The following is a 17,153-nucleotide window of genomic DNA, read 5'->3' on the forward strand; positions in this document are numbered from 1 at the left end:
CCGCCGCGGCCTACGGCTCGAACTTGTAGCCCAGGCCGCGGACCGTGACCAGGTAGCGCGGGGCCCCCGGGTCCGGCTCGATCTTGGCGCGCAGCCGCTTGACGTGCACGTCGAGGGTCTTGGTGTCGCCCACGTAGTCGGCGCCCCACACCCGGTCGATGAGCTGCATCCGCGTCAGCACGCGGCCCGCGTTGCGCAGCAGCATCTCCAGCAGGTCGAACTCCTTCAGCGGCAGGTCCACCTTGTTGCCGTCGACCGTCACCACGTGCCGGTCCACGTCCATCCGCACCGGGCCCGCCTCCAGGGCCGCCGGGGCGGACTCCTCCGGCTCGCCGCGGCGGCGCAGCACCGCGCGGATGCGGGCGACCAGCTCCCGCGAGGAGAAGGGCTTGGTCACGTAGTCGTCGGCGCCTATCTCCAGGCCGACGACCTTGTCGATCTCGCTGTCCTTCGCGGTGACCATGATGACCGGCACGTTCGACCGGCCGCGGAGCTGGCGGCAGACCTCCGTGCCGGGCAGCCCGGGGAGCATCAGGTCGAGCAGGACGAGGTCCGCGCCGTTGCGCTCGAACTCGTCGAGCCCCTCCGGCCCGGTGGTCGCGACGGCGACTTCGAATCCCTCCTTGCGGAGCATGTACGACAGGGCGTCGCTGAAGGACTCCTCGTCCTCGACGACAAGCACACGGGTCACGGAAGGACCTCCGGGGCGGTGAACGGTTCGTTGGTGATCTCGGAGCTGGGGGTACGGCGGTCCCGGGAGCGGTCGCGGCGCGCGCCCGCCTCCGGGAGGCGGAGGGTGAAGGTGGAGCCCTGGCCCTCGGTGGACCAGACGGTCACCTCGCCGCCGTGCGAGGCGGCCACGTGCTTGACGATGGCCAGGCCGAGGCCCGTACCGCCGGTGGCGCGGGAGCGGGCCGGGTCGACGCGGTAGAAGCGCTCGAAGATGCGCTCCTTGTCCTTGTCGGGGATCCCTATGCCCTGGTCGGTGACGGCGATCTCGATGAGGTCGCCGCCGGGGGCGGTGACGCGGCGGGCCGCGATCCCGACCCGGGTGTGGGCCGGGGAGTAGTTGACGGCGTTCTCGACGAGGTTGCCGAGGGCCGCGGCGAGCTGACCGCGGTGGCCCCAGACCCGCAGGTCGGTGGTGCCTCCGGCGGCCATGGTGATGTTCTTGGTGCCGGCCGTGTGGCGGGAGCGGTCGATGGCCTCGGCGACCAGCTCGTCCACGCGCACGGGCTCGGCGTCCTCCAGCGGGTCGTCGTTCTGGACCCTGGAGAGGTCGATCAGCTCCTGGACCAGGTTGGTCAGCCGGGTCGCCTCGATCTGCATGCGCCCGGCGAACCGGGTCACGGCCTCCGGGTCGTCGGCGGCGTCCATGACCGCCTCGGACAGCAGGGACAGGGCACCGACGGGCGTCTTCAGCTCGTGGCTGACGTTCGCGACGAAGTCGCGGCGCACGGCCTCGATGCGGCGGGCCTCGGTCAGGTCCTCGACGAGGAGGAGCACCAGCCGGGAGCCGAGCGGCGCCACGCGCGCGGAGACGGCGAGGGCCTCGCCCCGGCCCGTACCGCGCCGCGGCAGGTCCAGCTCGACCTGCCGTATCTCGCCGTCCCGCCGGGTGTCGCGGGCCATCTGGAGCATCGGCTCCACGGCCAGCTTCCCGCCCCGGACCAGGCCGAGCGCGTACGCCGCGGAGCTGGCCTTCACCACCGAGTCGCTCTCGTCGAGTACGACGGCGGAGGAGCGCAGCACCGACAGGACCGTGTCGACACCGGGGGGCAGGACCGCGTCCGTGTGCAGCGAGGTCCGGGTGGGCCTCGCCTGGTCGCGCTCGCTCCAGCGGAACGCGAGCATGGCGATGACACCGGTGAGCAACCCGGCGACCGCTGCCACTGCGGCGACCGCCGCGTTCACGTCCATGCATCCAGGTTAGGCATGGTCAACGGCGCACTCCCAGCCGTCCGAGTGGCTGCTCGAACAGTCGTCGCCCAGAGTTCACCGAGGGGATGGTGACGGTTCACTTGGGAGGGAGGCCCCCGACGTGTCGTCCCGTGACCGTGGCACCGTGGGGCCCGAGCACCACCCAGCCCCACCGGGACCCCGAGCGTAGTGAGAGAGGGACATCCATGCGGGACGCGTACCACGAGGAACTGGACTCGATCGGCGAAGGGCTGGTCGAGATGGCCCGGCTGGTCGGGTCGGCCATCGGGCGCGCCACGACGGCGATGCTCGACGCTGACCTCAAGCTGGCGGAGGCGGTGATCGCCGCGGACCAGAAGATCGACGACCTCCAGCACGACCTGGAGGCCCGCGCGATAGCCCTGCTGGCGCGCCAGCAGCCGGTGGCGACGGACCTGCGGATCGTCGTGACCTCGCTGCGCATGAGCGCCGACCTGGAGCGCTCCGGCGACCTGGCGCAGCACGTGGCGAAGCTGGCCCGGCTGCGCTTCCCCAACCGCGCGGTCCCGGGCGACCTGCACGCCACGATCCTGGAGATGGGCCAGCTCGCGCAGCGCCTGATGGCCAAGGCGGCGGAGGTCATCATCACGAAGGACATCGACCTGGCGCTCCAGTTGGAGCAGGACGACGACGAGATGGACCTGCTGCACCGGACGCTGTTCCAGCACCTGATGGACGACCGCTGGAAGCACGGCATCGAGACGGCCGTCGACGTCACCCTGCTGGGCCGCTACTACGAGCGCTTCGCGGACCACGCGGTGTCGGTGGCGAAGCGGGTGGTGTACCTGGTGACGGGTGAGCACGCCGACGAGCTCCAGCAGCCGGAGGCGCCGGTCGAAGGGGCGTGAGGGCGACGCGTTCGGGCCCGACGGGCCCGCCCGGGCGCCTGGTGGTACGGCAGAGGCGCGGGGACGGCGCGGCGCCTCCATGCGCCGTTGATGCGCCCTCACCGGCGGGCGTGCAATGAGGGGCGAGGCGACACAGGCCCCCCGCTGAGGAGGAAGCCATGGCAGATTCCCCCACGATCCGGACCGAGCAGGAGCCACCCGTCGAACCGACCCACCTGCCCCTGCTCGGCGCCTGCGGGTGCGGCTCCGGCTGTAGCTGCGGCTGCCAGTCGGGCGGTCCCTGCTCGTGCAGCGGCAGCTGCGGGTGACCGTGACGGCCGTGTGACGGCGGCCCCGGGCGGCGGGTGAAGGCGACCCGCGGCGCCCGCGGGCACGGGGTCCGGGCACCGCGCCCGTACCCCCTTCCCCGTACGACGGGCCCCGCGCCGGGATGACTCGGCCGGGGCCCTACGCGTACAGGGGTGGGGGCGCTGTTTGGTGGCGGGGGCGGTGGTTGGTGGTGCGGGTGGTGGTTGGTGGCGCGGGCGGTGCCTGGCGGCGGGGCGATGGCGGAGACCCGGCGGTGACCGGGTACGCCCGCCCCCAGGCCCGCGTCCCGCCGCACCGAGGGCGTGGAGCCCCGCCGCCCAGACGGCGGCGGAGCCGCTCGGGGCCGGTGCGGGAGCCCGTAGGCCGGATACCGATTCGCGTCCGCAGGGCCGTCATGCCGCCGTGCCGTCGTGCCGCTGTGACCGGCCCGGACAGGCCCGCCGGAACGCCCTCTCCCCCCTCCCGCCTTTCCCCTTCGGCCCGGGGTCGTATCGGCCGGTCGATTCCACGGAGCAGGCCGTAAAAGCGGTCGAGGCTTTTCCGTGAACTCCGGGACGGTCATTTCTCCGGCGCCCGCCATAACGCCCGTACGGGAAAGGGCTTTTGGGGCGCTTTCGACTCTTCCGGGTTGCTGATATTTCCGGGCCCGGGCACCGGACGTCCCGCTCGCCGTCCACGTACCGCGGACGAACCGGCTCTCACGGGGTTCTTCGAGGGGCGGCCTTCGCAGGGACCGCCTGTCGCCGGCCGCCGATCAGCGGCGGCTCGCGGGGAGGGATGAAGGGAGTACCTGCTCCCCGCCACTTTTAACTTATATCGCACAGGGGGGCTTGCGGCAAGGCCCCGGTCATGCCGCAGAATTTCCGGCCTGAGCCAGAGCCGGCGAAAAAGGGAGTCACCAAAGTGCGGGTGTTGTTGTCGACGTACGGATCGCGCGGGGGCGTCGAACCTCTGGGGGCACTCGCGGCGCGGTTGCGGGCCCTCGGCGCGGAGGCGCGGAGGTGCGCGCCGCCGGACGACGACTTCGCGCGGCGGTCGGCCGGTGTCGGCGTACCGCTGGTGCTCGACGTGGCCGGCCGGGAAAGGCCGCCCGCGTACGCGCGAACCGCACAAGCCCGTCGAGCCTGAACCGCACCAACCCGCCGCACCCGCACCGCACAGGCCCGTCGAGCCGGACCAGAACACGACAACCCGCGAACCCCGGCGCCCCCGACCGGCAGCGGCCACAGGACCCACCACACCGGGCGGAACACCGCCCGCCATGGCCGCCCGGTCCGCCGCCGCGCCGGTACGGACGCCCCGCCGCGCACCACGGCCGCGCGGCCCCCGATCGGAGCTGATGACGTGACCCCCCTGACCACCAGTGCGTTCGACCTCCCCGACCGCCTCGCCCCGAAGGCCGACCCGGCGCTGATCGCCCGCGACGAGGAGCACTTCGCAGCCGTCGCGGAGTGCCTGGAGCAGTCGATCGCCGAACTGTCCGACCGCCTCGACGCCGTACGCAGGGCGCCCGGCGGCGTGGGCCGGGAGGCGATGGACCGGGACACGGAGGTCCACCGGCTCTCCGCCCGTCTGCGCACACTGCGTCGCTTCGGCCTGGACCTGTGCCTCGGGCACATGGTCGGCACGGACGACCCCGAGCCCGTGTACGTCGGGCGGCTCGGCCTTTCGGACAGCACGGGCCGCCGGCTGCTGCTCGACTGGCGCTCCCCCGCGGCCGAGCCGTTCTTCGGGGCCACCCACGCCAACCCGATGGGCCTGGCGAGCCGCCGCAGGTACCGCTGGACGCGCGGCCGGATCAGCGACTACTGGGACGAGGTGTTCACCCCGGACGGGTTCGCCGGGCACGCCGCGCTCGACGACCAGTCCGCGTTCATCGCCAGCCTGGGCGGCACCCGGTCGCCACGGATGCGGGACGTGCTCGGCACCATCCAGGCCGACCAGGACGCCATCATCCGCGCGGGGTCCCGCGGCGCCCTCGTCGTCGACGGCGGCCCGGGCACGGGGAAGACCGTCGTCGCCCTGCACCGCTCCGCCTACCTCCTCTACTCCGACCCCCGCCTCGGTCACCGCCGGGGCGGCGTGCTCTTCGTCGGCCCGCACCAGCCCTACCTGGGGTACGTCGCCGACGTCCTGCCCAGCCTCGGGGAGGAGGGCGTGCAGACCTGCACCCTGCGGGACCTCGTCGCCGAGGGGGCCGGGGCGACGACCGAGACCGACCCGGAGGTGGCCCGCCTGAAGTCGTCCGCGGACATGGTGAAGGCGATCGAGAAGGCCGTCGGGTTCTACGAGGCGCCGCCCACCGAGGGGATGACGGTCACGACGCCCTGGGGCGAGGTCCACCTGAGCGCCGACGACTGGGCCGAGGCGTTCGAAGCACCGGAACCGGGCACTCCGCACAACGAGGCGCGGGACCTGATCTGGGAGGAGCTGGCCACGATCCTGCTGGACGGGCACGGCGGCGACGTACCGGCCGAGCTGTTCCGAAGGGCGCTGCGGCACGACGCGGAGCTGACCGGGGCCCTGAACCGCGCGTGGCCGTTGATCGAGGCGGCGGACCTGGTGGGGGACCTGTGGTCCGTACCGGCGTACCTGCGGATGTGCGCGCCCTGGCTGAGCCGCGAGGACGTCCAAAAGCTGCAGCGCGCGGACGCGCAGGCGTGGACGGTGTCGGACCTGCCGCTCCTGGACGCGGCACGGCAGCGGCTCGGCGACCCGGGGGCGGCGCTGCGCAGGCGCCGGCACAGGGCCGCCGTCGCCGCCGAACGCGAGCGCATGGCGGGCGTCATCGACAACGTGCTCGCCGCCGACGACGACGGCGAGGGCGCGGTGACGATGCTGCACGGGCAGGACCTGCGGGACGCCCTGATCGACGAGACCGCGCTGCCCGGCACCGAACCGGACCTGCTCGCCGGTCCGTTCGCGCACGTCGTCGTGGACGAGGCCCAGGAACTGACCGACGCGGAGTGGCAGATGCTGCTGCTGCGGTGCCCGTCCCGGAGCTTCACCGTCGTCGGGGACCGCGCCCAGGCCCGGCACGGGTTCACGGAGTCGTGGCGGGAGCGGCTGGAGCGGGTCGGGTTCGACCGGATCGACCTGGCCTCCCTGAGCGTCAACTACCGGACGCCGGCGGAGATCATGGCGGAGGCCGAACCGGTCATCCGGGCCGTACTCCCGGACGCCAACGTGCCGACCTCCATCCGCAGCGGCGGCGTCCCCGTCGTCCACGGGTCCGCCGCGGACCTGGACGCGGTCCTCGACGACTGGCTCGCCGCGCACGCCGACGGGACCGCCTGCGTCATCGGCGCCCCCGCGTTCCGGGAGAGGCCGCGCGTACGGTCGCTGACGCCGGAGCTGTCGAAGGGGCTCGAATTCGACCTCGTGGTCCTCGTCGACCCGGAGGCGTTCGGCGGGGGCGTGGAGGGGGCGGTGGACCGCTACGTCGCGATGACCCGCGCGACCCGCCAACTCGTCGTCCTCACCAGCCCCTGACACCCCGGCCACCCTCCCCCTCCCGAACGCTTCGGCACCACGCGCCACCGAAGCACCCGGGAGGGGGCCCGCACACGAGGCACCACGCAGGTGGGCGGTGAACCGGGCCGGGGTGTCGTGCACGAGGCACCGCGCGAGCGGGCGCCGAACCGTCCCAACGACGCCAACCGCGAACGCGAACACCGGGGCGGCCGGGCGGGGACAGAAGCGTGGGGGCCCGGCCAGGAGCCGGAATCCGGAGAGCACACGGCCCCATCGCCCTGACGGCCCGGAGAGGGCCCAGAGGCAGCGAAAAGCCCCCTCCCGGCGGGGAAACCGCAGGCAGGGGGCTTGTTCTTGGGCGGTTACTTCTTCTTGCCCTGGTTCTTCACGGCTTCGATGGCGGCTGCGGCGGCCTGGGGGTCGAGGTACTTGCCGCCCGGGGTGACCGGCTTGAAGTCGGCGTCGAGCTCGTAGTACAGCGGGATGCCCGTCGGGATGTTCAGGCCCGCGATGTCGGCGTCGGAGATGCCGTCCAGGTGCTTGACCAGGGCGCGGAGGCTGTTGCCGTGGGCGGCGACCAGGACCGTGCGGCCCGCCAGCAGGTCGGGGACGATGCCGTCGTACCAGTACGGCAGCATGCGGATGACGACGTCCTTCAGGCACTCGGTGCGCGGACGCAGCTCCGGCGGGATCGTCGCGTAGCGCGCGTCGCCGGCCTGCGAGAACTCGTCGTCGTCGGCGAGGACCGGCGGCGGGGTGTCGTACGAGCGGCGCCAGAGCATGAACTGCTCCTCGCCGAACTCGGCGAGCGTCTGCGCCTTGTCCTTGCCCTGGAGCGCGCCGTAGTGCCGCTCGTTCAGCCGCCAGGAGCGGTGGACCGGGATCCAGTGGCGGTCGGCGGCCTCCAGGGCGAGCTGCGCGGTGCGGATCGCGCGCTTCTGGAGGGACGTGTGGAGTACGTCGGGGAGCAGACCCGCGTCCTTGAGCAGCTCACCGCCGCGGACCGCCTCCTTCTCGCCCTTCTCGGTGAGGTTGACGTCCACCCAACCGGTGAACAGGTTCTTCGCGTTCCACTCGCTCTCGCCGTGGCGGAGGAGGATCAGCTTGTACGGTGCGTCGGCCATGCGTACGAGATTAGTGGACGCTCCCGGCACTCGGACGCTTGACGGTCCCCGTCAATCCAGTGGCCAACGGGCCGTGGAAGCGCGTAAGACCTAGGTAAGCAAAAAGCCGCTTACCAGGGAGCTCGCGTGTCCATCGTCCCGCTCATACGTTCAGCCCGGCGCACGGTGTCGGGGCTCCCGGAGGGGTTCTGGTGGCTGTGGCTGTCGACGCTGGTGAACCGTACGGGCGCGTTCGTCCTGACGTTCCTGTCGCTCTTCCTCACCCAGGAGCTGGGCTTCTCCGGCTGGTACGCGGGGCTCGTCGTCGCGCTGCACGGGCTCGGCGGCATCGCCGGGTCGCCGCTGGGCGGCATGCTCAGCGACCGGTGGGGGCGCCGGCCGACGATGGTGGCCGGGCACCTGACGGGGGCCGGGTGCGCGGTGGCGCTGGCGGTGGTGACCAGCCCCTGGGCGGTCGCCGCGGTGGTGCTCCTCATGGGTGTCGCGATGCAGTCCGTGCGGCCCGCCATCGGCGCGACCATCGCGGACCAGGTGCCGGAGCACGACCGGCGGCGGGCGTACGCGCTGAACTACTGGGCCCTCAACCTGGGCTTCGCCATCGCCGCGACCGGTGGCGGCGCCGCGCTGTTCCTCGGCTACCGGACGCTGTTCCTGGCGGAGGCCGTCGCGACGGCGCTGTGCGCGCTGATCGTGTTCGTACGGCTGCCGGAGACGCGGCCCGAGACGCCGGTGGGCGCGGACGGGAAGCGTTCCGCCGGGCCCCGGCTGACGACGCTGGACGTGCTGCGGGACGGGCCGTTCCGGACGCTGGTGCTGCTGAGCCTGCTCGTGTGCACCGTCTTCAGCACCCCGTGGGTCGGCCTGCCGCTGACCATGACCGCCGAGGGGCTGGAGCCGGACGCGTACGGCATGGTCATCGCGGTGAACGGCGTCGTCATCGTCGGTTTCCAGCTGCTCGTCAACAAGATCACCGAGCGGCGGTCGCCGGTCGCGCTGCTCATCGTCTCGGCGCTGCTGTTCGCGGTGGGTACGGGGGCGACGGCGCTGGTGGGGACGCCGCTGATGTTCGCGGTGACCGTGGTGGTGTGGACGGTCGGCGAGATGGTCTACGTCCCGACGAACGCCGCCGCCACCGCCCGGCTGGCGCCGGTGCACGCCCGCGGCCGGTACCAGGGCGTGATGGGGATGGCGTGGTCGGTCGGCGGGTTCGTCGCGCCGATCACGGCGGGCTGGGTCGTGACCGGTCCGGGGCCGGGCTTCCTGTGGCTGGGGTGCGCCGCCGTCGCGCTGGTGGCGGCCGCCGGGTACGCGCTGCTGCTGCGGCGCGCGCTGAGCGGGGGCGAGGCGGGCGCCGGGGCGGACGCGGTGGCTGGTACGGGTGCGGTGCCCGGGACGGGTGCGGTGACTGGTACGGGTACGAGTGCGGTGTCTGGGGCGGGTGCGGCGACCGGTACGGGTGCGAGTGTGGCGACCGGGGCGAGTGCGGTGTCCGGTGCGGTAGCAGTGTCTGAGGTGGACGTGACGACCGGTGCGGGTATGAAGGCCAGTGCGGGTGCGGTGGTGGTGGCCGGCGCGGGTGTGGCCACCGGTGCGGGTGTGAAGGCCGAAGTGGCTGAGAGCCCCGGTGAAGCCGAGACGGCCGGTAGCCGGGAGGCCGGGCTCAGCGCGGTGTGAGGGCGCGCCGGGCGGCGCGAAGACTCCGGGGGCGTACGGACACGGGGGTGTCGTACGCCCCCGGTACGTGCGGTGGGGCGGGGCGGGGGCCCTTCGAGCGCACTGGTCAAGCTTGACCAGCCGGACCGTACGGGTGGCCGGCAGGCCGTGGCGTCACTTCGACGGCTGCGTGAGGTGGCTGAACGCCTCCAGGTTGCGGGTGGACTCGCCGCGGGAGACCCGCCACTCGTACTCCTTGCGGATCGCCGACGCGAAGCCCATCTCCAGGAGCGTGTTGAACGCGCCGTCCGCCGCCTCCAGGACGGAGCCCATCAGGCGGTCCAGTTCGTCGGGCGTGACGGCGGACAGCGGGAGCTTGCCGGTGAGGTAGACGTCGCCGAGCGGGTCGACGGCGTACCCGACGCCGTAGAGCTTCAGGTTCCGCTCCAGCAACCAGCGGTGGACGGCCGCCTCGTTCTCCTCCGGGTGGCGGATGACGAAGGCGTTGAGGGACAGCGAGTGGTTGCCGAGGCGCAGGGAGAGCGTGGTGGACAGCTTCTTGGTGCCGGGGAGCGTGACGACGTACGAGCCGGGCTCCGGTGACTCCCAGGCCAGGTCGGCGTCGCGCAGTGCGGACTCGATGATCTGCTGTGCGTCAGCCATGGGGCGAGCGTACGCGACGGCGGTGCTCGTGCACGGCAGCCGCGTACACCTCCGCGGTGGCCGCCGCGGCCCGGTCCCAGCCGAAGGACCGCGCGTGGTGCGCGGCGGCGTCGCCGAGGCGGTCCGTGAGGTGCGGGTCGGCGGCGAACCGGGCCAGTACGCGCGCGTAGTCGGCGGGATCGTGGCCCTCGACCAGGAAGCCGGTCTCGCCGTCCCGCACGGCCACCGGCAGGCCGCCGACCGCTGCCGCCACGACGGGCGTGCCGGTGGCCTGCGCCTCGATGGCGACGAGCCCGAAGGACTCGCTGTGCGACGGCATGACGAGGACGCTCGCCGCGCGGAACCAGTCGGCCAGCTCCTGCTGCGCCACGGGCGGGTGGAAGCGGACCACGTCGGCGATGCCGAGCCGGGCCGCCAGCTTCTGCAGGCCCTCCGGCTTGGCGAGGCCGCTTCCGCTGGGCCCGCCGACGACGGGGACGACCGTGCGGGAGCGCAGGGACGGGTCGGCGTCGAGGAGCCGGGCGGCGGCGTGGAGCAGGACGTCCGGGGCCTTGAGGGGCTGGATGCGGCCGGCGAAGAGCGGGACGAAGGCGTCCTGCGGCAGGCCGAGGCGGGCCCGTGCGGCGGCGCGGCCGTCGGCGGGGCGGAAGCGGTCCAGGTTGACGCCGGGGTGGACGACGGCCACCTTCGCGGGGTCGGCGTCGTAGTGGTGGACCAGCTCGTCGGCCTCGCCGGCCGTGTTGGCGATCAGCCGGTCGGAGGCTCGTACGATCTGCGTCTCCCCGATCACGCGCGCGGCGGGCTCCGGGGTGTCGCCCTCGGCGAGCGCGGCGTTCTTGACCTTGGCCATGGTGTGCATGGCGTGGACGAGCGGGGTGCCCCAGCGTTCGGCGGCGAGCCAGCCGACGTGGCCGCTGAGCCAGTAGTGGGAGTGGACCAGGTCGTAGTGGCCGGGACGGTTGCGGGCCCACGCGCGCATGACGCCGTGGGTGAAGGCGCAGAGCTGGGCCGGCAGGTCCTCCTTGTTGAGGCCCTCGTACGGGCCTGCCTCGACGTGCCGCACGAGGACGCCGGGCGCGAGCTCGACGGACCGGGGCAGGCCGCCGGCGGTCGCGCGCGTGAAGACCTCGACCTCGATGTCGATGGCGGCGAGACGTTTCGCCAGCTCGACGATGTAGACGTTCATGCCGCCCGCGTCGCCGGTGCCTGGCTGGTGGAGCGGGGAGGTGTGGACGCTCAGCATGGCGACCCGCCGCGGTCCGCGGCGGTGCCGTCCGGGCAGCCTGAGCCGGGGCGGCGGTACCAGGGTGCCGGAGAACCGGGACACGTACTGGCTCACCTCGTCGGTCCTTCCGCTCAGGGTCAGGGGCGGGCACGGCATGGCAGGGAAGAGGCCGGCAGACCCCTCTCCGCCCCGCCACAACAGCGCGGGGGTGCCCTTTCATTTCCGCTTTGCCAATTCATTACGCCGGGTCGGGGACGGTCCGGGGCCCGGGGCCGGGGTGACCCGGGCGGGGGCGTCCCGGGCGGGGCCGGGGGGTCGGGGTGAGGGGCGGGGCTCGGGCCGGGGCTGGGGGGCCGGGGTGGGCCGGGGCGTGAGATTGGGGCCTGGAGCTGGGGTGACGGGCCGGGACTGAGGTGATGGTCCGGGGTCTGGGCCGGGTTCTCCCGGGTGGACGCGCGTGTCCGGGTACCTCGCGGGCGGGGTCTCACGCCCGGCGGCTCTCCGGGCGGGCGCACGTGTCCGGGTACCTCGCGGGCGGGGCTGCGGCGCAGGGGTGGAGCCGGGAGCCAGGGTGTCGGGTCAGGGCTGGGGCCGGGGCTCGGGCCGGGGCTGAGGGCCGGATGGGGGCCCGGAGCCGGGGCCTCCCGGGTGGGCGCGCGTCCGGGTACCTCGCCGGGTGAGCACCGTGCCCGGGGTTCTCCGGTCGGGGACTCCGGGGCCCGGGCGTACGGCCGGGGGTTCGGAGCCGGAGTCTCCCGGGTGAGCGGGCGTCCGGGTGGTACCCCGCGGGGCGGGGACCACCCAGGGCTCTCCGAGCAGGGCCGGGACCGGGGCGCCCGGGCCGGGGCTCCGGGGCTGGAGCCGGAGCCGGAGCCCGAGCCCGAGCCGGGGGGCGGGCGTCCGGGAAGGGGGGTCCAGGGGAGCGTCTACGCTCGTGGGCATGGCTCCGCGGATGACACGCCCTGTCGGGAGTCCCACGCGCGGGACCACCAACCCCAACCGGCTGCGCCGCATGGACCGCTGGATCGCCGATGCCCACGGCGCCGACCTGCGGCGTGCCGACGCCCCGCCGGTCGCCGTCGACCTCGGCTACGGCGCGGCCCCCTGGACCGCCGTGGAGCTGCTGGACCGCCTCCGCCGGGACGCCGACCCTCGCGCCCGGGTCGTGGGCGTGGAGATCGACCCCGCGCGCGTGGCCGCCGCCCGGCCCTACGCGCGCGAGGGCCTGTCGTTCGCACACGGCGGCTTCGAGGTGCCCGTCGACGGCCCGGTCGCCCTGATCCGCGCGGCGAACGTCCTGCGCCAGTACGACGAGGACCAGGTCGCGGACGTGTGGGCCCGCCTGTGCGGGCGCCTCGCGGCGCGGGGCGGCCTCCTCGTGGAGGGCACCTGCGACGAGATCGGCCGCCGCCACGTCTGGGTGGCGCTGGGCCCCGAGGGGCCGCGCACGGTGACGTTCGCCACGCGCCTCGGCTCCCTGGAGCGCCCCTCGGACCTGGCGGAGCGGCTCCCCAAGGCGCTGATCCACCGGAACGTCCCGGGTGAGCCGGTGCACGCGTTCCTGCGGGACTTCGACCGGGCCTGGGCGGCGGCTGCCCCGTACGCCTCCCTGGGGGCCCGCCAGCGGTGGATCGCGACGGCTTCGGCCCTGGCGGCGGACTGGCCGCTGGCCGACGGGCGTCGCCGCTGGCGCCAGGGCGAGTTGACGGTGCGCTGGGACGCGCTGGCGCCGCGGGGCTGGCCCACGGCGCCCCGGTAGAGCACAGCGGTCCGGTAGAGCACGACGGCCCGGCAGGAGCACGGCGGCCCGCGGCACCGCAACCCCGCCCTGTGGACAACCGCCCTGGTGGCGCCACTCGCCCCCAGTCTGTGGACAGCCGGTCGGGACCCCCTCCCGGCCCTGTTACTTTCACCGGTGACATGGCACGATCGCCAGCGGCACCGAGAGTTACTGACGGTAAATCAGATGGGGAGCGGTGCCGCCTGGTCGGTCGACGTCCGGAGGGGGAAGCCTGTGAATCGACGCCGTCGCGTCACCGTCGCGATCACCGCGGTGTGCGCCCTGACCGTTCTCGCGGCGCCGGCCCACGCCGCGCCCGCACCCGCGCCGACGCCCGGTGCGACCGCCCGGCTGCCGGAGAAGAGCCTGGAGGAGGTGCGCGCCGAGATCGAGGCGCTGTACCGGCAGGCCGCCTCCGCCACCGACGCGTACAACCTCGCGGAGGAGCAGGCGAAGAAGCAGTCCGCCGAGATCGTGAAGCTGTCCCGGGCGATCGTGGACGGCCAGGAGAAGATCGAGGAGCTGAAGCGCCGCGCCGGCGCGGCCGCCCGCGCCCAGTACCGCAACGGCGGCATCCCGGAGGAGGCGAAGCTCGTCCTCACCGACGATCCGCAGCTCTTCCTGGAGGGCGCCAACCGTCTCGCGCAGGGCCAGAAGGCGACCAAGGACCTGCTGGCGGAGCTCCAGCAGCGCCAGGAGGACCTGGAGACGTACACCGGGGACGCCAGCGCCGAGTGGACCCGCCTGGAGGCGAACCGCGCCCGCCAGGCCAGGGCGAAGAAGCTGATAACGGAGAAGATCGCCGCGGCGGAGAAGCTGGAGTCGCGGCTGGAGGCCGCCGAGCGGGAGCGGCTGCGGCTCCTGGAGCGGCAGGCACAGTCGAACGCGCAGGCGGCGTGGCTGGCGTCGGGCGCCCTGAAGGAGGCCGGACACGGCGCGAGCGCGCAGGGCGAGGAGGCCGTCGCGTTCGCCATGGCCCAGGTCGGCAAGCCGTACGTGTGGGGCGCGGAGGGCCCGGACGCGTACGACTGCTCGGGGCTCACGCAGCGGGCCTGGGGCGCGGCCGGCCGCGGCATCCCGCGCACGTCGCAGGAGCAGTGGCGGCTGCTGCCGAAGGTGGCGGTCCAGGACATGCGGCCCGGCGACCTGATCATCTACTTCGATGACGCCAGCCACGTGGGGATGTACATCGGGAACGGCTCGATGGTCCACGCCCCGCGGCCGGGGCGGCACATCACGGTGTCGGGTGCCGGTTCGATACCGATCCTGGGTGTCGTCCGTCCGGACAAGTAGCCGCATTACGGGAGCTGCGTTACGGGCAGGTCGGCCGGGGCGTCCGGTGGGTCCGGGCGCGGGTGGAGCACGCTCCTCACGTGATGTTTCTCATGAGGAGGGGGCCAACTACCTCCCCATGCACGGCATATGCCGCGGAGTCTTCACTGATCGCCATTCCGTTCGGGCGCCGGGTGCCGCTATGGTCCCCGTCGGCGGAGCGTCGTCCGGCGCTCCACCCGCACCCTCGGGGGGAGGGAAGGAAACCGAACCGATGCCCGTACCCGCGCCCGTGCCCGCACAGCGGCAGAGGGTGAACACGCTCGACGTGTCGAACGGTGACCTCACTCTGCTGGTGATCGAGGAGGACCCGGCGGGCACCTTCACCGTCCCCGAACTGGTCGACGCCGCCGGCGGCCGCGTCCGCATACGCACCGCCCGGAACCTCACGGAGGCCGAGCGGCTTCTCACCGACGACGTGCACTGCGTCCTGGTCGACCTCGACCTGCCCACCGACGCGCGGCGCGGCGACGATCCTCTGTCCGCGCTGCGGCACGTCCTGCGCGTCGCCCCGCGCCACGCCGTGCTCGCCCTGGCGAGGTCGGAGCGCGCGGAGCTGGCGGCGGAGGCGGTACGGGCGGGCGCGCAGGACCGGCTGTTCCGGGAGGAGCTGGACGGGCCGCTGCTGAGCCGGGCCATCCGGTACGCGGTGGAGCGCAAGCGCGCCGACTCGGTGCAGGTGAAGCTGGCCGAGTCGCGACTGCGGGCCCAGGAGAACGCCCGGCTGGAGCGCGGGCTCCTGCCGACACCGCTGCTCCAGGGCTCCGACCTGCGGTTCGCCGCCCGCTACCGGCCGGGCCGCTCGCGCGCCCTGTTGGGCGGTGACTTCTACGACACGGTGCGCACCCCGGACGGCACGGTGCACGCCATGATCGGCGACGTGTGCGGGCACGGCCCCGACGAGGCGGCACTCGGCGTGGAGCTGCGCATCGCGTGGCGGGCGCTGACGTTCGCGGGGCTGTGCGGGGACGAGCTGCTGTCGACGCTCCAGCAGGTGCTGGAGCACGAGCGGGAGAGCGAGGAGATCTTCGCGACCCTGTGCACCGTGGACATCGCGCCCGACGGGCGGCGGGCCGGGTTGTGCCTGGCCGGCCACCCGGCGCCGCTCCTCGCCCGCCCCGCGCAGGGCGCCCGGCTGCTCCCGTACGAGGACGGCGGCCCGGCGCTGGGCGTGCTGCCGAAGGCGCGGTGGCCGCGGCGGCAGGTGGAGCTGGGCGGGGTGTGGAGCCTGATGATGTACACCGACGGCCTGATCGAGGGCCGCTCGGCAGGCCCCGGTTCGCCACGGCTCGGGCAGGAGGGCATGGTCGACATGATCAACCGCCAGCTGGCCAGGGGCCTGGCCGGCGAGGAGCTCCTGGAGGCCGCGGTGGCGGAGGTCCGCGACCTGAACGAAGGGGAGCTCACGGACGACGTGGCGGTCCTCCTCCTGGACCGCGCCGCCCGCTGACGGGGCCGCCCGCCTGACGGGCCGCTCCGGCCGCGGCCCGCGTGCGCGGCCCGCGGGCCCCACGCGCCCCGCGCCGGACGGCCCGGCCGTCCGAGGTCGCCCGCCCTGCCCGGGGGCGCCCGGCCCTGTCCGGGGGCGCCCGGTCCTCTCCCGGGTCGCCTGGCCCTGTCCCCGGGGTGGCCCGGGCCGCTACCGGCCGCCGTTGTAAGGGCCGTACGGGCCGTCGCTGCTGGAGCCGCGACGGCCGCCGCCCGACACCTGGCGGAGGGCGGGGCGTACGTCCACCATGAAGACGATGGTCGCGACGAGTCCGGCGAGCTGGAGGACCAGGAAGTTCACGAAGAGGTCCACGGCGACCGTGACCCCCAGGATGATCAGCCAGAACGACTTGGTCTGCTTGTCCGCGGCCCGGTAGGCGTCCTCGCGCGCCAGGGCGGCGAAGACCAGCGCGACGACGGCGAACACGAGCATCGCGAGGAAGAGCAGCCCGACCAACGAGTTGAAACCGGACATCAGCATGGTGAGCACCGCCTGGTAGGTGGATGGAGCGCCTCGCGGCCAAGGTACCCGTACAACGCCCCGGCAACCGTGAAGGTGCCTGGCCGGACCGTACGCCGACGCGGTGTCGGCGTACGGTCCGGCCGGGCGCGGCGGCTCACTTCTCGTCGGCGGTGCCCGAGGAGGCGGTCTTCCGGGCGGTGCTCCTCCGGGCGGAGGTCTTCCGCGCCGTGCCGGACTCGGCGGACGCGGTGCCGGACTCGGCGGCCTCGGCGTCCGCCCTGACCGGAGCGACCGGAGCGGGCTCCTCGGCACCGGTGGCCCGGTCGGCCTCATCGGCGGCCCCGGCCGCCTTCCCGGCCTTCTCGGTGTCCTCGTTCTTGCCGGTCTTGGGCGCCGGGGCGGAGTCGGGCTCGACGGCGATGGCGATCTCGGTGATCTCCTCGGCCGCCTCGCCGCGCCACGCCTTGACGGCCTGCTCGCCGTGTTCGGCGACCTTCTCGTACGCCTCACGGGCCTTCACGGCGTACTCGGCCGCGGCGCCGACCCCGCGCAGGGCCAGGCCCTGGGCGGTCTCGCCGAGCTTCTTCAGGTCCGTGTCGAAGCCGCCGACCAGCTCGGTGAACTTGGCCTGGAGCGTCGCCTGGGCCTCCTTGGCCTGCGCGGCGACCTTCTCCTGGACCGCCTTCGGGTCGGTGTTGCGCACCGCGTCGAGCCGGGACGGGGCTTCGGCAGCGATCTTGCGGGCCTGCTGCACGGCGAGGTCGGCGGTACCGGCGGCGAAGTAGAGGGGCGTACGCAGCTCGTCGATGATGGCCATGGTCTGTGGTCCTCCCGT

Annotated in this window: 14 protein-coding genes and 1 pseudogene; 8 read left to right on the forward strand and 7 right to left on the reverse strand. The window is 73.9% G+C overall.

Going from position 1 to position 17,153, the window contains the following annotated elements:
- Window positions 1-10: 10 nt before the first annotated feature.
- Both RND61_RS24295 and RND61_RS24300 read right to left on the reverse strand, forming a co-directional pair.
- The gene (locus RND61_RS24295) at window positions 11-691 is read right to left on the reverse strand and encodes a response regulator transcription factor (RefSeq protein ID WP_315880204.1); all 681 of its coding nucleotides are present in this window, start codon (window positions 689-691) and stop codon (window positions 11-13) included.
- A complete protein-coding gene (locus RND61_RS24300) occupies window positions 688-1,920 on the reverse strand; it encodes a sensor histidine kinase (protein ID WP_315880205.1) in 1,233 nt (410 codons plus the stop codon). Before RND61_RS24300 ends, RND61_RS24295 begins: the two co-directional genes overlap by 4 nt.
- 206 nt (window positions 1,921-2,126) lie before the next feature.
- Between RND61_RS24300 and phoU the strand changes: the two genes are divergently transcribed.
- From phoU to helR, 4 genes and pseudogenes are all read left to right on the forward strand, one after another.
- Window positions 2,127-2,807, forward strand: a complete 681-nt coding sequence (gene phoU, locus RND61_RS24305) for a phosphate signaling complex protein PhoU (protein WP_315880206.1) — start codon at window positions 2,127-2,129, stop codon at window positions 2,805-2,807.
- Between the two features lie 158 nt (window positions 2,808-2,965).
- Entirely contained in the window at window positions 2,966-3,115 is a 150-nt protein-coding gene (locus tag RND61_RS24310) for a hypothetical protein (RefSeq protein WP_315880207.1), read from the forward strand.
- A gap of 910 nt (window positions 3,116-4,025) precedes the next feature.
- Window positions 4,026-4,178, forward strand: a pseudogene (locus RND61_RS32835) (glycosyltransferase); the annotation flags it as partial.
- Window positions 4,179-4,460: 282 nt separating this feature from the next.
- Window positions 4,461-6,608: an RNA polymerase recycling motor ATPase HelR gene (gene helR / locus RND61_RS24320; protein ID WP_315880208.1), complete on the forward strand. Its 2,148-nt coding sequence runs from the start codon at window positions 4,461-4,463 to the stop codon at window positions 6,606-6,608.
- 344 nt (window positions 6,609-6,952) lie between these two features.
- Here the strand turns inward: helR and RND61_RS24325 are convergent, their stop codons facing one another.
- Window positions 6,953-7,714 carry a phosphoglyceromutase gene (locus RND61_RS24325; protein ID WP_315880209.1) on the reverse strand — a complete coding sequence of 254 codons (762 nt, stop codon included), beginning with the start codon at window positions 7,712-7,714 and terminating at the stop codon, window positions 6,953-6,955.
- Window positions 7,715-7,840: 126 nt separating this feature from the next.
- Between RND61_RS24325 and RND61_RS24330 the strand changes: the two genes are divergently transcribed.
- Complete coding sequence (locus RND61_RS24330; protein ID WP_315880210.1) at window positions 7,841-9,388, forward strand: MDR family MFS transporter; 1,548 nt, start codon at window positions 7,841-7,843, stop codon at window positions 9,386-9,388.
- A gap of 153 nt (window positions 9,389-9,541) precedes the next feature.
- Here RND61_RS24330 and RND61_RS24335 read toward each other — a convergent pair whose 3' ends face one another.
- Both RND61_RS24335 and mshA read right to left on the reverse strand, forming a co-directional pair.
- Window positions 9,542-10,030 (reverse strand): type III secretion system chaperone family protein, encoded by a 489-nt coding sequence (locus RND61_RS24335; protein WP_315880211.1) that lies wholly within the window; start codon window positions 10,028-10,030, stop codon window positions 9,542-9,544.
- Window positions 10,023-11,369 (reverse strand): D-inositol-3-phosphate glycosyltransferase, encoded by a 1,347-nt coding sequence (mshA, locus tag RND61_RS24340; RefSeq protein WP_315880212.1) that lies wholly within the window; start codon window positions 11,367-11,369, stop codon window positions 10,023-10,025. The genes RND61_RS24335 and mshA overlap by 8 nt, the downstream gene beginning before the upstream one ends.
- Window positions 11,370-12,195: 826 nt before the next feature.
- Between mshA and RND61_RS24345 the strand changes: the two genes are divergently transcribed.
- The 3 genes from RND61_RS24345 (at window position 12,196) to RND61_RS24355 (ending at window position 15,817) form a co-directional block, all read left to right on the forward strand.
- The gene (locus tag RND61_RS24345) at window positions 12,196-13,014 is read left to right on the forward strand and encodes a class I SAM-dependent methyltransferase (protein ID WP_315880213.1); all 819 of its coding nucleotides are present in this window, start codon (window positions 12,196-12,198) and stop codon (window positions 13,012-13,014) included.
- A gap of 255 nt (window positions 13,015-13,269) precedes the next feature.
- The gene (locus RND61_RS24350) at window positions 13,270-14,328 is read left to right on the forward strand and encodes a C40 family peptidase (RefSeq protein ID WP_315880214.1); all 1,059 of its coding nucleotides are present in this window, start codon (window positions 13,270-13,272) and stop codon (window positions 14,326-14,328) included.
- Between the two features lie 253 nt (window positions 14,329-14,581).
- Window positions 14,582-15,817 (forward strand): PP2C family protein-serine/threonine phosphatase, encoded by a 1,236-nt coding sequence (locus RND61_RS24355; protein WP_315880215.1) that lies wholly within the window; start codon window positions 14,582-14,584, stop codon window positions 15,815-15,817.
- A gap of 189 nt (window positions 15,818-16,006) precedes the next feature.
- On the opposite strand, the gene RND61_RS24360 is transcribed toward RND61_RS24355, so the two are convergent.
- A complete protein-coding gene (locus tag RND61_RS24360) occupies window positions 16,007-16,336 on the reverse strand; it encodes a DUF2516 family protein (RefSeq protein WP_315880216.1) in 330 nt (109 codons plus the stop codon).
- A 136-nt stretch (window positions 16,337-16,472) separates the two neighbouring features.
- Window positions 16,473-17,135, reverse strand: coding sequence for a hypothetical protein (locus RND61_RS24365; protein ID WP_315880217.1), 663 nt, complete (start codon window positions 17,133-17,135; stop codon window positions 16,473-16,475).
- Between the last annotated feature and the right edge of the window lie 18 nt (window positions 17,136-17,153).

Origin of the sequence: Streptomyces tamarix (assembly GCF_032423885.1) — a bacterium.
Lineage (GTDB): Bacteria > Actinomycetota > Actinomycetes > Streptomycetales > Streptomycetaceae > Streptomyces > Streptomyces tamarix.

Coding starts and splice junctions, on each gene's coding strand:
- RND61_RS24300 (WP_315880205.1), bottom strand. CDS start 1,920: ATGGACGTGAACGCGGCGGTCGCCGCAGTGGCAGCGGTCGCCGGGTTG.
- phoU (WP_315880206.1), top strand. CDS start 2,127: ATGCGGGACGCGTACCACGAGGAACTGGACTCGATCGGCGAAGGGCTG.
- RND61_RS24310 (WP_315880207.1), top strand. CDS start 2,966: ATGGCAGATTCCCCCACGATCCGGACCGAGCAGGAGCCACCCGTCGAA.
- RND61_RS24325 (WP_315880209.1), bottom strand. CDS start 7,714: ATGGCCGACGCACCGTACAAGCTGATCCTCCTCCGCCACGGCGAGAGC.
- RND61_RS24335 (WP_315880211.1), bottom strand. CDS start 10,030: ATGGCTGACGCACAGCAGATCATCGAGTCCGCACTGCGCGACGCCGAC.
- RND61_RS24345 (WP_315880213.1), top strand. CDS start 12,196: ATGGCTCCGCGGATGACACGCCCTGTCGGGAGTCCCACGCGCGGGACC.
- RND61_RS24355 (WP_315880215.1), top strand. CDS start 14,582: ATGCCCGTACCCGCGCCCGTGCCCGCACAGCGGCAGAGGGTGAACACG.
- RND61_RS24360 (WP_315880216.1), bottom strand. CDS start 16,336: ATGCTGATGTCCGGTTTCAACTCGTTGGTCGGGCTGCTCTTCCTCGCG.
- RND61_RS24365 (WP_315880217.1), bottom strand. CDS start 17,135: ATGGCCATCATCGACGAGCTGCGTACGCCCCTCTACTTCGCCGCCGGT.